Annotated in this window: 14 protein-coding genes; 7 read left to right on the top strand and 7 right to left on the bottom strand. The window is 69.0% G+C overall.

Annotated features, from left to right (window positions below; translation table 11 throughout):
* Positions 1-738 carry a GntR family transcriptional regulator gene (locus ABIC28_RS02410; protein ID WP_354577365.1) on the bottom strand — a complete coding sequence of 246 codons (738 nt, stop codon included), beginning with the start codon at positions 736-738 and terminating at the stop codon, positions 1-3.
* 179 nt (positions 739-917) lie between these two features.
* On the opposite strand from ABIC28_RS02410, the gene iolC reads away from it, so the two are divergent.
* Genes iolC through ABIC28_RS02385 form a run of 5 tightly spaced genes read left to right on the top strand, consistent with a single transcriptional unit; the run spans position 918 to position 6,697 of the window.
* Entirely contained in the window at positions 918-1,895 is a 978-nt protein-coding gene (gene iolC, locus ABIC28_RS02405) for a 5-dehydro-2-deoxygluconokinase (RefSeq protein ID WP_280923558.1), read from the top strand.
* Entirely contained in the window at positions 1,888-2,781 is an 894-nt protein-coding gene (gene iolB / locus ABIC28_RS02400) for a 5-deoxy-glucuronate isomerase (protein ID WP_097210658.1), read from the top strand. The genes iolC and iolB overlap by 8 nt, the downstream gene beginning before the upstream one ends.
* Positions 2,782-2,783: 2 nt before the next feature.
* Complete coding sequence (gene iolD / locus ABIC28_RS02395; protein ID WP_502944981.1) at positions 2,784-4,700, top strand: 3D-(3,5/4)-trihydroxycyclohexane-1,2-dione acylhydrolase (decyclizing); 1,917 nt, start codon at positions 2,784-2,786, stop codon at positions 4,698-4,700.
* Positions 4,701-4,734: 34 nt separating this feature from the next.
* The gene (locus ABIC28_RS02390; protein ID WP_354577360.1) at positions 4,735-5,640 is read left to right on the top strand and encodes a sugar phosphate isomerase/epimerase family protein; all 906 of its coding nucleotides are present in this window, start codon (positions 4,735-4,737) and stop codon (positions 5,638-5,640) included.
* Positions 5,641-5,656: 16 nt separating this feature from the next.
* Entirely contained in the window at positions 5,657-6,697 is a 1,041-nt protein-coding gene (locus ABIC28_RS02385; protein ID WP_354577358.1) for a Gfo/Idh/MocA family protein, read from the top strand.
* Positions 6,698-6,711: 14 nt separating this feature from the next.
* On the opposite strand, the gene ABIC28_RS02380 is transcribed toward ABIC28_RS02385, so the two are convergent.
* Both ABIC28_RS02380 and ABIC28_RS02375 read right to left on the bottom strand, forming a co-directional pair.
* A complete protein-coding gene (locus tag ABIC28_RS02380) occupies positions 6,712-7,458 on the bottom strand; it encodes a class I SAM-dependent methyltransferase (protein WP_354577356.1) in 747 nt (248 codons plus the stop codon).
* Between the two features lie 119 nt (positions 7,459-7,577).
* Complete coding sequence (locus tag ABIC28_RS02375; RefSeq protein WP_269588357.1) at positions 7,578-8,165, bottom strand: TetR/AcrR family transcriptional regulator; 588 nt, start codon at positions 8,163-8,165, stop codon at positions 7,578-7,580.
* 96 nt (positions 8,166-8,261) lie between these two features.
* On the opposite strand from ABIC28_RS02375, the gene ABIC28_RS02370 reads away from it, so the two are divergent.
* On the top strand, positions 8,262-9,935 hold the full coding sequence (locus ABIC28_RS02370) for an outer membrane protein assembly factor BamB family protein (RefSeq protein ID WP_269588358.1): 1,674 nt from the start codon (positions 8,262-8,264) through the stop codon (positions 9,933-9,935).
* Positions 9,936-10,053: 118 nt separating this feature from the next.
* Here ABIC28_RS02370 and ABIC28_RS02365 read toward each other — a convergent pair whose 3' ends face one another.
* The 4 genes from ABIC28_RS02365 to ABIC28_RS02350 form a co-directional block, all read right to left on the bottom strand.
* Positions 10,054-10,302: a helix-turn-helix transcriptional regulator gene (locus ABIC28_RS02365; RefSeq protein WP_097210467.1), complete on the bottom strand. Its 249-nt coding sequence runs from the start codon at positions 10,300-10,302 to the stop codon at positions 10,054-10,056.
* Complete coding sequence (locus ABIC28_RS02360) at positions 10,292-11,134, bottom strand: ABC transporter permease (protein ID WP_269588359.1); 843 nt, start codon at positions 11,132-11,134, stop codon at positions 10,292-10,294. Before ABIC28_RS02360 ends, ABIC28_RS02365 begins: the two co-directional genes overlap by 11 nt.
* Positions 11,131-12,060: an ABC transporter ATP-binding protein gene (locus ABIC28_RS02355; RefSeq protein ID WP_354577352.1), complete on the bottom strand. Its 930-nt coding sequence runs from the start codon at positions 12,058-12,060 to the stop codon at positions 11,131-11,133. The genes ABIC28_RS02360 and ABIC28_RS02355 overlap by 4 nt, the downstream gene beginning before the upstream one ends.
* 91 nt (positions 12,061-12,151) lie before the next feature.
* Entirely contained in the window at positions 12,152-12,457 is a 306-nt protein-coding gene (locus ABIC28_RS02350) for a hypothetical protein (protein ID WP_354577350.1), read from the bottom strand.
* A 112-nt stretch (positions 12,458-12,569) separates the two neighbouring features.
* Between ABIC28_RS02350 and ABIC28_RS02345 the strand changes: the two genes are divergently transcribed.
* On the top strand, positions 12,570-13,862 hold the full coding sequence (locus ABIC28_RS02345) for a D-alanyl-D-alanine carboxypeptidase family protein (protein ID WP_097210463.1): 1,293 nt from the start codon (positions 12,570-12,572) through the stop codon (positions 13,860-13,862).
* Position 13,863: the final 1 nt, after the last annotated feature.

Genomic DNA, 13,863 nt, shown 5'->3' with positions numbered 1-13,863 from the left:
CTACCGGTCGACCACGGTCATGTCGAAGTGGTACATGGTCGCGCGGTAGACGTGGCTGCCGAATTCCACCACCCGGCCCTCGTCGTCGAAGGCGGTGCGGTTCATCGTCAGCAACGGCGCCCTGATCTTCTCGTCGAGCAGCGCGGCCTCGGCCCGGTCGGCGGCCTTGGCCCCGATCCGTTGCCGCGCCAGGCGGATGTGCACCCCGCGGGTGCGCAGCGACTGGTACAGCCCGTGCGTCTCCAGTTCCTCGGGGCCGGGCGCGAGGGCCGCGGGCAGGTGGTTGGTCATCAGCGCGAGCGGCTCGCCGTTGCTCAGCCGCAGCCGGCGGATGGTCGCGACCTCTTCCTGGCCGAGCAGGTTCAGCTCCCGCGCGACGTCCTCGGTCGGCGCGCCGACCCGGTACTCGAGCAGCGTGGTGGTCGGGTTCTGGCCGGCCTTGGCGAGGTCGTCGAAGAGGCTGGTCAGCTCGATCGGCCGGTGTACCGGGCCCTGCACCACCTGGGTTCCGACGCCGCGCTTGCGCACCAGCAGCCCCTTGTCGACCAGTTCCGCGATGGCGCGCCTGGCGGTGGGCCGGGACAGGTTCAGCCGCTTGGCGAGATCCAGCTCGTTCTCGAACCGGTCCCCCGGCCCCAGGTCACCGCCAAGGATGGCGCCCTCGATCGCCTGCGCCAGCTGGAAGTACAGCGGCACCGGACTCGACCGGTCGAGTTCAACGGCAAGCGGTGCAGCCACTCTCGGCTCCGATCATCGACGGCGACCGCGCCCGTGCGGCCACCGAAAGGCAGGCTGAGGCGAAGATTAACACCAGTCGACCGAAAGTTAGAATGTCAGGACAAATGGTTGACATTCCCCCGCGGAGTGGCGCAGAGTTTGCATCAGAGATCAGTCTCCATCAACGTCGGGAGTCCCTCTTGGCAAACACGGGAAATCGACTGTTCGACGTGCTCGCCATCGGGCGATGCGGCGTCGATCTCTACCCGATGCAGACCGGTGTCGGCCTCGAGGACGCTCAGCTCTTCGGCAAGTTCCTGGGCGGCAGCGCGGCAAACGTGGCCGTCGCGGCGGCCCGCCTCGGCCTCCGCAGCGCGCTGATCTCCGGCGTCGGCAGTGATCCGTTCGGCGCGTTCGTGCGCGCGGAACTCGCCCGCCTCGGTGTCGACAACCGGTACGTCCGCACGGATCAGGAGTACCCGACACCGATCACGTTCTGCGAGGTCTTCCCGCCCGACCGGTTCCCGCTGTACTTCTACCGCCGCCCCGCCGCGCCGGATCTGCAGCTGCGCGCGGACGAGATCGACACCGCGGCCGTCCGGTCCGCGGCGCTGTACTGGTCGACGCTGACCGGCCTGTCCGAACAGCCAAGCCGCGACGCTCATTTCGCCGCGTGGCTGGCGCGGGGCCGCTCTCGGCACACGGTGCTCGACCTCGACTACCGGCCGATGTTCTGGGACTCCCCCGCGGCGGCCACCGCCGTGGCGCGGCGGGCGCTACAACAGGTCAGCGTGGCGGTGGGAAATCTCGAGGAGTGCGAGATCGCGGTCGGCGAGTGCGATCCACGCCGGGCGGCCGACGCGCTGCTCGACCTCGGCGTCGAGCTCGCGGTCGTCAAACGCGGGCCTGCAGGCGTGCTCGCCAGGACGCGGGACGAGACGGTGACCGTGCCGCCCGTCACGGTCGAGGTGGTCAACGGGCTCGGCGCGGGTGACGGCTTCGGCGGCAGCCTCTGTCACGGCCTGCTCGCCGGCTGGCCGCTGGAGAAGACGCTGCGCCATGCCAACGCGGCGGGTGCCATCGTCGCCTCGCGCCTGGAATGCTCCACCGCGATGCCGACCTCGGACGAGGTCGCGGCCCTCGCCGAACAGTCCGCCGTGGGGGCCGTCGATGCCTGACCCGAACCACCTCCCCGCGGGCACCGCCGCTGACGGCCCGTTCGCGCTGGCCATCACCCCGGAGTCGGCGGGCTGGAGCGCGTCGAGCCTGTGGATCCTCGAGCTACCGCCGGGCGGGCGGGTCGACCTCGACTCCGGCGACGACGAGATCATCGTGCTGCCGCTGTCCGGGTCCGCCGCGGTGGGCTGCGAGAGTCGCGAGATCACCCTCGCCGGTCGGCGATCGGTGTTCGACGGACCGAGCGATTTCGGCTACGTGGGGCGGGGACGTCCGTACGCGGTGGGCAGCGTCGACGGCGGGCGCTTCGCCCTGTGCGGCGCGCGGGCGGCAACCGACCTCCCGTTCCGCCACGTCGCGGCGGCCGCGGTCCCGGTCGAGCTGCGCGGCGCCGGGCACTGCAGTCGTCAGGTGCACAACTTCGCGATGACCGACACCTTCGACGCCGATTCGATCCTCGCCTGCGAGGTGATCACCCCGGCGGGCAACTGGTCCTCGTACCCCAGCCACAAGCACGACGAGGACACCGCACACGAGTCCGCACTCGAGGAGATCTACTACTTCGAGTTCGGCGAGACCGGAGGGCGGGCGGTGGATCGGGGCCGGCGCGGGTTCGGGTTCCACCGGGTGTACGGCACGCCGGACCGACCGATCGACGTGCTGGCCGAGGTGCGTACCGGGGACGCCGTGCTGGTGCCGCACGGCTACCACGGACCGTCCGTGGCCGCGCCCGGCTACGACATGTACTACCTGAACGTGATGTCCGGGGCCGGCACCGGGCGGTCCTGGCGGATCGTCGACGATCCCGCCCATGCCTGGGTCAGGCAGACCTGGCTCGGCCAGGACGTCGACCCCCGGCTGCCCATCCCCCGGACCACAGGAGCGTGAGCGTGGCTGAGCGACAGGACGTAGCGAACACCGAAGCGACGGTGCGGCTCTCGGTCGGCCAGGCCGCCGTGCGGTTCCTGGCGAACCAGTTCACCGAGCGCGACGGCGACCGCGTCCGGCTGTTCGCTGGCTTTCTCGGGATCTTCGGCCACGGCAACGTCGCAGGACTCGGGCAGGCGCTGCTGGAGGCCGAGCTCGAGGATCCGGGCCTGATGCCGTACGTGCTCGGGCGCAATGAACAGGCGATGGTGCACACCGCCGCCGCGTACGCCCGGGCGCGCGGCCGGCTGCAGACCTGGGCGGTGACGACGAGCGTCGGACCGGGCGCGACGAACATGGTCACCGGCGCCGCGCTCGCCACCATCAACCGCCTGCCGGTGCTGCTGCTGCCCGCCGACACCTTCGCCACCCGGGTCGGCGCCCCGGTCCTGCAGGAGCTGGAGCTGCCGTCCAGCGGCGACGTCACGGTGAACGACGCCTTCCGTCCGGTGTCGCGGTACTTCGACCGGGTGTGGCGGCCCGAGCAGCTGCCCGCGGCACTGCTCGGCGCGATGCGGGTGCTCACCGATCCGGTCGAGACCGGCGCGGTGACGGTGGCGATCCCGCAGGACGTGCAGACCCAGGCGCACGACTGGCCCGAATCGCTTTTCGCGGAGCGGGTCTGGCACATCGGACGTACCCTGCCGCAGCGCGCCGCGCTGGCGCGCGCGGTCGAGGCCATCCGTGCCGGACACAGACCGCTCATCGTCGCCGGCGGCGGCGTCCTCTACTCGGACGCGTCCGAGTCGCTGGCCCGGTTGGCCGGGCTCACCGGGATCCCGGTGGCGGTGACCCAGTCCGGCAAGGGCGCTCTGGCGTCGGAGCACCCACAGTCCGTCGGTGCGATCGGCGCCACCGGGACCACCGCCGCGAACGAGCTCGCCGCCGCGGCGGACGTGGTGATCGGGATCGGCACCCGGTACACCGACTTCACCACCGCCTCCCGATCCGCGTTCGCCCATCCGGACGTGCGGTTCGTCAACATCAACGTCGCCTCCGCGGACACCGCCAAGCTGTCCGGGGTGAGCGTGGTCGCGGACGCCAGGGAGGCGCTCGATGCCCTCACCGCGGAACTGCACGATCACCGGGTGCCGCAGGAATACCGGATGCGGGCAACCGAATTGGTGACGATCTGGGATGCCGCCGTCGACGCGACCTATCGGTCCACGGGCGCGGGTCTCACCCAGACCGAGGTGATCGAGCTGGTGAACACGCTCTCGGACCCGACGGATGTGGTCGTGTGCGCGGCGGGCTCGCTACCCGGTGACCTGCACAAGCTGTGGCGGGTGCGCGACCGCGCGGGCTATCAGGTGGAGTACGGCTATTCGTGCATGGGATACGAAGTGGCAGGCGGTCTCGGCGTCGCGATGGCATGCCCCGGGCGCGATGTGTTCGTGATGGTCGGCGACGGTTCGTATCTGATGATGGCCACCGAACTGGTGACGGCGGTCCAGGAAGGGATCAAGGTGATCGTCGTGCTGGTCGACAACCACGGGTTCGCCTCGATCGGAGCGCTGTCGGAATCGGTTGGCTCGCAGCGCTTCGGCACCCGATACCGTTACCGGTCGCCGGACGGCCGACTCGACGGCGGCCCGCTGCCGGTCGACCTCGCGGCGAACGCCGCCAGTCTCGGCGTCGACGTCATCTCGACCCGCACCGCGAGCGAGTTCACCGACGCCGTCAAGACCGCCAAGGCGAGCGCGCGCAGCACTGTGTTGTATGTCGAGACCGACCCGCTGGCCTCCGCGCCGGACAGCCGGTCCTGGTGGGATGTACCGGTTTCCGAGGTCGCGACCCTGCCGTCTGCCCGGCAGGCCCGCGCGGGGTACGAATCCCGCAAGCGGGCCCAGCGGCACCACCTGCGCCCGTCCGAGAGCTGAGAGAGTCGCACCGAGCGGCTGGAGAGGAGCCATGATGAGCGTGATCCGGGTCGGATCGGCGCCCGTCTCCTGGGGTGTGTGGTTCGGTGCGGACCCGCGACAGGTGCCGTACGGGCGGTTCCTGGACGAGGTGTCCGCGGCCGGCTACCGGTGGATCGAGCTGGGCCCCTTCGGGTACCTGCCCACCGACCCGCAGCGGCTCCGTGACGAACTCGGCGCCCGCGATCTCCTGCTGTCCGCCGGGACCGTCTTCGAGCGCCTGCACCAGCCGGATTCATGGGATGCGGTGTGGGAATCGGTCCGCCGAGTGGCCACGCTGACGGCCGGGGCCGGCGGGCGGCAGGTGGTGGTGATACCCGAGATGTGGCGCGATCCCGCGACCGGGACCGTGCGCGAGGACAGCCACCTCACCCCGGAGCAGTGGCGCGCCAAGATGTCAGGGGTCGACCGGCTCGGCCGGGCGATGTTCGAGGAGTTCGGGGTGTCGCTGCGTTACCACCCCCATGCCGACAGTCACGTCGGCAGACAGGACGAGGTGGTCCGGTTTCTCGAGGACACCGACCCGAGGTTCGTGAACCTGTGCCTGGACACCGGCCACATCAGCTACTGCGGCGGCGACAACCTCGCGATCATCGGCGACTATCCCGACCGCATCGGCTACCTGCATCTCAAGCAGGTCGATCCGGCCATCGTCGCCAAGGCCGCCGAGCAGGATCTGACGTTCGGCGAGGCCGTCATGCTCGGGGTGATGGTCGAACCGCCGCGCGGCGTCCCCGAACTGCCCCCGCTGCTCGCCGCGGTGGAGAAGCTGGACGTGGACCTGTTCGCGATCGTCGAGCAGGACCTGTATCCGTGTGCGGGCGACGTGCCGCTACCCATTGCCGCGCGCACCCAGAAGTACCTGTCGGGATGCGGTGTCCCGGCTCTCCGGTTCGACTGATCAGGAGGAGCACACCATGTCTGGTACCGAGGACCTGCGGGTGGCCGTGCTGGGAGTCGGCGTCATGGGGGCCGATCACGTGGACCGGATCAACCGGCGGATCAGCGGCGCGCGGGTCACGGTGATCAGCGACACCTCCGCCGAACGGGCCGCGGAGGTCGGTGCGAGCGCACCGGATGCGCAACTGGTGGCCGATCCGTTCGAGGCCATCGCCGTCGAGGACGTGGACGCGGTTCTGCTCGCCACGCCGAGTGCCGTGCATGCAGAGCAGGCACTCGCCTGCGTGAACGCGGGCAAGCCGGTGCTCTGCGAGAAGCCGATGGCCACCGACGCGGAGGGCGCACTCGCGATCGTCAGGCGGGAAGCGGAACTCGGTCGGCGGCTCGTGCAGGTCGGGTTCATGCGCCGGTTCGATCACGAGCACCAGCGGCTCAAGTCCCTGATCGATGCGGGCGAGCTCGGCCAGCCCCTCGTGATGCACTGCGTCCATCGGAACCCGGCGGTGCCGCCGCAGTGCGACAGCGCGGCGGTGATCTGGAACTCGGTGGTGCACGAGATCGACGCGACGCGGTACCTGTTGGGCGAGGAGATCATGGCGATCACGGTGCTGCGGCCGACGCCGAGCTCCCATGCGGCGGAAGGACTTCAGGATCCACAGCTGGTGATCCTGGAGACCGAGACCGGCCGGATGGTGGACATCGAGGCCTTCGTCACCAGCGGCGTCGGCTACGAGGTGCGAACCGAGGTCGTCGGCGACCGGGGCAGCGCCATGATCGGCCTCGACGTCGGGCTGGTGCGGCGGACCGACTCCGGACGGTGGGGCGGTCAGATCACGCCCGGCTTCCGGGAGCGGTTCGGGCAGGCCTACGACAGCGAAGTCCAGCGCTGGGTGGACGCCGTCCGGGCAGGCGGCGGATCCGGCGACTGTGTCGACGGCCCCGGCGCCTGGGATGGCTATGCCTCCACCGCGGTGTGCACGGCCGGGATCCGATCGCTGGAGACCTGGGACCGGATCGAGGTGGACATGGTTCCCCGCTCGACCGTCGACGGCTTGTGAGGATCGTCGCCAGGTCAGCCGCGTGTCGCGCTGATCTGCAGCCGAACGTAATCGACGACCGGCTCGGGCAGCCGTTCGGCAACGGCGTGCACGAACGGCCTGCGTTCGTCGTCGGGTAGCTCACGCAGCTGGGCGCCGAGCAGAACGGTGGCGACGAATGCTTCCAGTTGTTCGCCGCGCTCCAGGGTCGCCGGGTCCTCGACCAGGCGGACGTCGATGTCGGTGAATCCCGCGTCCCGTAGGCGATCGGTCGTTTCGGCGGCACCGGCGAAGTTCCAGATCTCGCTGCCGTCGGCGTCGCTCACGGCTCGCAGGGCAGTACGGAATGTCGCGAGGTTGCCTGCGCCTCCCGCCTCGGCGACGAACCTCCCACCTGGCCGCAGCACCGCGGCCACAGTGCGAAACACCGCCGCGTGGTCCGGCAGCCAGTGCAGGGTTGCCACGCTCAGCGCCGCATCCGCCGGTCGCGGCAGGACCATCGGTTCGCGGACGTCCGCATGAAGGACGTCGATTCGATCCAGCTGCGATTCCAGCCGGGTGCGCAGCTCCCGCAGCATCTGCGCGGAGCCGTCCACGGCGATCACCCGGCCTTGCGGGAGCAATCCGAGAAGCCGTTCGGCATCCCGTCCCGTCCCGCAGCCGAGATCGAGAACGGTCTCGCCGCCGTCCAGCTCCAGCCGCGCGATCGCGGCGGCGCCCCACCGCTTGTGCGGCAGCGGTAGCGCGTCGTAGGTTCGGGCGTCCCACTCCAGCAACTCCACAACAGCCCCTCCCTGTTGCCTACATTCCAACACAGTCGAGTCCATTATTTAAGAAATTGAATCCATATATTGGGATGCGATGCAGATCCCATTGCGCACTTGCCAGGCCCGCTGGCCTCTCAAGCCAGGATGCCGTGCAGCAGCAAGTCCGTCAGCGAGGTGGCGAGGCGTTCGAGGTCGTCGACCTCGCGGATCGACAGTGCAACGATTGCCGCACCCGCCAACGTGTCGAGCAGAGTTCCCGCGTCGATTCCCGGTCGCACCTGCCCAGCCCTTGCCCCGTCGGCGAGGGTCTGCGCGAGGCCTTCGCGGGCCCCCGCAAGCAGGCGCTCGGCCAGGACCTTCTTCAGGGCAGGATCCGACCGCATGTCGCACATCAAGCCCGGGACTGCCTCTCGGGTGACCGGGTCACCGAAAAGCGCCACCGCACCGAAAACCAGTCTCCTGACTTCATTTTCGACCTGATCGTCAGACACCCACTCAGCCGTCAACGGGGGAAACACAGCCTCGTGAACGATGTGAACCTTGGCCGGCCACCGGCGGTAGACGGCGGGTCGACCGACACCAGCGGCCACCGCGATCGAGTTGATCGTGATATCGGAATAGCCGACTTCGACCAGCAGTCGGCGAGTCGCGGAGAGTATCGCGGCGTCGACCGCCGGGTCTTGATGCGGCCCCAACTTGTGCGTAGTGCTTCCCCGCGCCACCCAACTTCCCCCTTGACGTCGATGTGACTGGCGTTACATGCTGTCACGGCTTCAGGCGATACACCATGTAACGCCTAATTGTACGGGAGGTGCTAGTTGCTGAAATCGACATGGATCACTCGCAGGTCCGCGACCGTCCTCGCCTGCGCCGCGCTTGCGGCTACGGGCGTTGGCGCACCGAACGCGGCCGCGGACACACCTGGCATCGATGCGTACTACGCGCAGACCGGCTGGGCGACCCTGCACGGCGACGCCGGCAACCGGAAATCGGTCCCGGTCTCGCCGAGTGATGAGTACAAGTCCGCATGGTCCGGGCTGGCGAACGCTTCGGTGCTCACAGCCCCCGTGGTCGGCCCGGATGGGACGACCTATGTCACCACCGGACTCGGACCGGGTCAATCCAATCTGTACGCGTACGCACCCGACGGAACGCTGAGATGGAAGTCTGCCGAGTGGCAGAACTCCGAGGACTTCGACAGCTGCGCCGTCCTTCAGAGCCCGCTGGTAGCCCGCAACGGCGAGCTCTATGTCAGCGACTGCAATCAGCTGTGGGCGTTCCGCCCGGATGGTCAGGTGAAGTGGAAGATTCCGCTGCCCGATGCGGTCCCGGGCGCCCCCTGGCAGGAACCCGCCCGGGCAACCCCGTTCCGACCACTGGTCACCGCCCAGTTCCTCGCTGACGGCTCCGTCATGGGTGTCACGACGTGGAACAAGGTGGTGGTGGTCGACCCGGCGACCGGAGCGTTGCGGGCACCCGTGACGCAGTTGCCTGCCACCGCGGCGCCGGCGGCGAGCCAACCCCAACCGCCCACTCTCCTCGGCGGCGGACTACTCGATCCCGAACTCAAAGCCCCGGCATGGGAACTGTTCTGGGGCGGCACCATGCCGCAGGCCAACACGCCGTCGGTGTCGAACAAGACCGGCCGGATCTTCACCGTCGCATCGGACATGACGAAGGGGTACGTCTACGGAATCGACTACGCCCCCGGCGCGGACGGTGCGCGGGGCACGATCACACTCGCCTTCAGCGCACCCGTCGGCAGCGGCAGCGGCTCGAGCCCGTCGATCTCGGCGGACGGAAGCGCTGCCTACGTCACCGACAACACCGGAATCCTCTACGCGGTCGGGGCCAACGACGGGGCGATCCGCTGCACCGCAGATGCCGGCAGTAACGGGGGCTCACCGACCGCAGGTCCTGACGGACACATCTACCTGCTCGGCGATCAGGGCGCGAGCCTGACCTCCTACGATGCTCAGTGCCAACGGCGTTGGAGTGGTGACTATTCGGCGCTCGCGAAAGATGTCCTCCCGGTCAGCCCGACGGTCGGGGAACCCACCTGGAGCGCGGGAGGCCCTCCGACCATCACCCGCGACGGACTGCTCGCACCGATCTCACTCGGCTACAAAGTCCCGCTGGGGCCCGGCCGCGCTCCATTCGTGGCAACAGATTTCCGGCTCGTGAAGATCGACCCAGCGAACGGCATGGTCGAGAAGGTTCTCGCAGCCGAAACCGGCGAGAGCGACGGATTCACGGTGCCGAACACGATGAACGACCTCGTCGTCGCCGGGTACGGCGCGATAGGCACCTCTGCACTCGAACCGGCCCGTGGCGCAATCGATCCGCGGTTGCCTGACGGGCACAAGATGCCCCCGCTCCGCGGTGGGATCGAGGCCTTCCTCCCCGCAGGCGCCCCAGGGGCCGGATCCTCGGGATCGAGTGGCTCCTCCAGTAGTTCAGGACAAGGCATCGGCAGCGTTTTCGGGAGCTGAGCACCGATACATACGGAAGGACTCGTCGGCGAACACAGAGGACCTCGCGGCCGGTCTGGCGCGGGGTCCTCTGCGCTGACGATGTCCTGCATCGACGACATCGTTCGTGGCTTCTGTGTCAAGAATCGGCGACTGCGGCACCCGACCCCAGACGGGGAAAGGGCTCCGTGGAGAACACGACCTCCACCGCCACCTCGAAGTACGCCGCGATCCGCAACGCCAGGTGCAGGCTGGGGCTGTATTCGCCGCGCTCGAGGTAGCCAACGGTCTGATAGTGGACCCCCAGCGCCTCGGCCAGTTCCCGCCGCGAGATGCCCCGCTCGGCGCGGAGCATCGCGATGCGGTTGTAGATGACCTCAGAAGGCACGCTGCATCGCCTTGTCCCGCCGCTCGGCCATGCTCGATCCTGATTCGTGACGCGCCATGCGTCGCAACACTACCGGCGCGATCATCAGGCCTACGACGGCCCAAACACCCAGCACCGCCGCGGTCTCGAGGTGCCGCCAGGACTGGCCGATCTCGATTGCGACCGCCTCCTCGGGCAGCAGCGCCGAGCGCATGCCGAGGCCGAGCCAGTACATGGGGAAGGACTGGCCGACGGCCTGCAGCCAGCCCGGCAACGCGGTGATCGGGTAGAAGATGCCCGAGATGGCGATCAATCCCATCAGCGGCATCGTCAGCAGAAAGGCCGTCCGCGTGTCGAGCACGCTGCCCAGGATCGCGCCGAATGGCAGCACGGCCAGCAGCCCCAAGGCCACCACCCACACGAAAGTCACCACCGCGCCCGGTCCGGACAGCGAGGAGCCACCGATGATCACCATGCCCACCCCGAGCACGACAACCACCTGCACGATCACCGACCCGGCGGAGGCCACGATCTTGCCGACGAAGTAGCCGGTCATGCCCCGCGGCACCGCCTTGGCGCGCAACAGCGTCCCGTCCTCGCGGTCCAGCACCAGCACGTTGAGCAGGGCATACATGCCGTTGAACGCGATGATGCTGCCGAGCAGACCCGGCACGGCCAGCTCGGCGACGGACAGCCCGCTGTCGCCGTACATACGGCCACGCAACAGGAACAGAACGGCGAGCGCGATTGCGGGCGTGAGGAACTGGCCGATCAGGTCGGGGCCGTTGGTGTACAACTGCCGCAGTTCGATGCCGCCGCGGGCGAGACCGGCGCGGGTGGCAGTGGCGTTCATCGGGTGACCTCCGCGAGGGTGTGGACGGGCTCGGTCGCTTCGCCGGACTCGGCGCGCTTGACCAGGGTCATGTAGGTGTCTTCCAGCGAGGCTCGGCGCACCTCGAGGTCGGCGATGCTCTCGCCGTGCTGCTTGAACAGCTCGTGCACGTACTTGGTCGACTCGGTGGTGGTGTGGACGAAGCGCCGACCGTCGACGGTCCAGCTCACCTGGGCTTCGCCTGCGATCGACCGGGAGAGTTCGTCGGGCGAGCCGTCGGCGATGATCCGGCCGCCGGCCAGGATCAGGATCCGGTCGGCCAGGATCTCGGCCTCGTCGAGGTCGTGCGTGGTCAGCAGCACGGTGGTGTCCTCGAGGTCGGCGAGCCGGTGCACCAGATCGTGGAAGTCGCGCCGCGCCGCCGGGTCGAAGCCCGCGGTCGGTTCGTCCATGAACAGCAACTCGGGCCTGCCGACGACGCCGATCGCCACGTCCAGCCTGCGCCGTTGACCGCCGGACAGCGTGGAGATCTTGGCGTCGGCCTGCTCGGCCAGGCCGACCAGCTCGATGAGGTCGTCGGTGTCCCACGGGCGTTGGACCCGGTCGGTGGAGAAGGGGCGGTAGTACGCGCCGAGATGGGCGAGCAGTTCACGCACCCGCCACTTCGCGTGATCGCGCCAGGACTGCAGCACGACGCCGATCCGAGCGCGCCACTGTTCGTCGCCCTGTTCGGGGTCGACACCCAGGACCGCGACGCGGCCGGCCGAGCGGCCACGGAAGCCCTCCAGGATTTCGATGGTGGTGGTCTTGCCCGCCCCGTTGGGGCCGAGCATGACCAGCACCTCGCCGCGCCGTGCCTGGAATGTCACGTCACGCAGAACCTCGTTCGTGTCGTACTGCATTCGCAGCGTGTCGACATCGAGAACAACCCCATTGTGCGAAGTCATGCACCCTCCCTGTCATCGGTCTTCGATGATTTGTAGCATACCTACTACATTTCAGGGCAGCAATGCTCCACCACTACGGTGTCAAACGCGTTTAGGAGGCTTCGTCCCGGAGCGACCGCTCCCTCGCCTCCTTGGCGCGTTCGACGAAGGCGGAGAAGGCCGGGATCTGCGCGGCAGGCACCCTGAACGGCAACACCTGGAACGGAATGCTCACCCCCGTGGTCTGGAGCCTCACCTTCCAGTCCTCCCCCTTGGGGACGACGTGCACCTCGAGGAGCTCCGCGTGCACGAAGAAGATCCCCGGTGCGAATCGGGGCGTCGCGATGGTGACGATGTCGCCGTCGAGCGTCAGCAGAATGTCCCCGTCGATGCGCACCCGGTGCCGGTTCGTGGTCATGACGCTCATTCGAGCACGACCACGGCCGGCACGGCCGCTCTCGACCCGATTCGATCACGGGCCGGTGTGGAAACTTGGACCCCAGCACCGGGTCGAATACCCTGCATCCTCGATGAACGCGCCCGCACGAGCCCTGACCGCACTGGCCGCCGTCGCCTCGATCGCCCTGGTCGGCGCGCCGGCGGTCGCGCAGCCCTCCCCCATGCCGCCGGATTCGAGCACGACCACCACCACGCCGTTCACCACCCCGAACACCGACCACTGCCCGCAGCGCAACTCCCCGCCGCAGGCCATCGATCTCTCCGAGGTGCCTGCCCCCGGACAGACCGCGCCCGCCGCGCTACCCGTCCCCGCCCGGCCGGTCGGCGGCGCCCGCCTCGGCGAGTGCGGCGCCATCGCTCCCGACGGCGCACCCGGTCTGCCCGCCGAGATCTCCGCGACCGGGTGGGTGCTCGCCGACCTCGACTCGGGCGCCGTGATCGCGGCCAAGGACCCACACGGGCGCTACCGCCCCGCGAGCACCATCAAGGTGCTCCTCGCGATCCTCGCCCTGCGCGAGCTCGACCTCGACACCACCGTCACCGCCACCGCCGACGACGCGAACGCCGAGGGCAGCGCGGTCGGCCTCGGCAAGGACGGGCGATACACCAACCGCCAGCTCATGCAGGGCCTGGTGATGGCCTCGGGCAACGATGCCGCGCACGCGCTCGCCGCGCAGCTCGGCGGCGACGAGCGCACCGTGGAGAAGATGAACGAGCTGGCCCGCTCGCTCGGCGCCCTCGACACCCGCACCGCCACCCCGTCCGGCCTGGACGGGCCCGGAATGTCCAGCTCCGCATACGATCTCGCCGTCATCTTCCGTGAGGCCATGCGGGACAAGACCTTCGCCGATTTCATCCATACCGAGTCGGTACCGTTCCCTGGATTCCCGAAGGACCCCACCGACCCGGAGGACAAGGACCACCCCGGGTTCACCCTCGCCAATGACAACAAGCTGCTCTACAACTACGACGGAGCACTCGGAGGCAAGACCGGGTACACCGACGATGCGCGGCAGACCTTCGTCGGTGCCGCCGAACGCAACGGCCGAACGCTCGTGGTGACCCTGATGGCGGGTGACGTCAAACCGATTCGCCCGTGGGAACAGGCCGCCCGACTCCTCGACTACGGTTTCGCGCTCCCGGCGTCGGAAACGGTCGGCACCCTCACGGACTCGACCGAGGCGCAGACAGCCGCACCGGTGACCCTGGCCGCACCACCGTCTAGTCCGGTCGGCGGTCCGATCGCCGCGGCCGCGCCTGCGGACTCCAGCCCCGGGTTGTCGAGAACAGCTGTCGCGGTAGTCGGTTCGGCAATCGTCGGCATGCTCCTCGTCGCGGCCGCGCGGCTCCGACGTCGGCGCTGAC

This window comes from Rhodococcus sp. PvR044, assembly GCF_040548995.1.
Taxonomy (GTDB): domain Bacteria; phylum Actinomycetota; class Actinomycetes; order Mycobacteriales; family Mycobacteriaceae; genus Rhodococcus_G; species Rhodococcus_G oryzae.
The sequence above is the reverse complement of the archived record's forward strand: the minus strand, read 5'-3'. Positions and strand labels throughout refer to the sequence as shown.

What these genes read in the sequence shown, in the direction of transcription:
- iolB (WP_097210658.1), top strand. Translation starts at nt 1,888, where the DNA reads ATGCCTGACCCGAACCACCTCCCCGCGGGCACCGCCGCTGACGGCCCG.
- ABIC28_RS02390 (WP_354577360.1), top strand. Translation starts at nt 4,735, where the DNA reads ATGAGCGTGATCCGGGTCGGATCGGCGCCCGTCTCCTGGGGTGTGTGG.
- ABIC28_RS02385 (WP_354577358.1), top strand. Translation starts at nt 5,657, where the DNA reads ATGTCTGGTACCGAGGACCTGCGGGTGGCCGTGCTGGGAGTCGGCGTC.
- ABIC28_RS02360 (WP_269588359.1), bottom strand. Translation starts at nt 11,134, where the DNA reads ATGAACGCCACTGCCACCCGCGCCGGTCTCGCCCGCGGCGGCATCGAA.
- ABIC28_RS02355 (WP_354577352.1), bottom strand. Translation starts at nt 12,060, where the DNA reads ATGACTTCGCACAATGGGGTTGTTCTCGATGTCGACACGCTGCGAATG.
- ABIC28_RS02350 (WP_354577350.1), bottom strand. Translation starts at nt 12,457, where the DNA reads ATGACCACGAACCGGCACCGGGTGCGCATCGACGGGGACATTCTGCTG.
- ABIC28_RS02345 (WP_097210463.1), top strand. Translation starts at nt 12,570, where the DNA reads ATGAACGCGCCCGCACGAGCCCTGACCGCACTGGCCGCCGTCGCCTCG.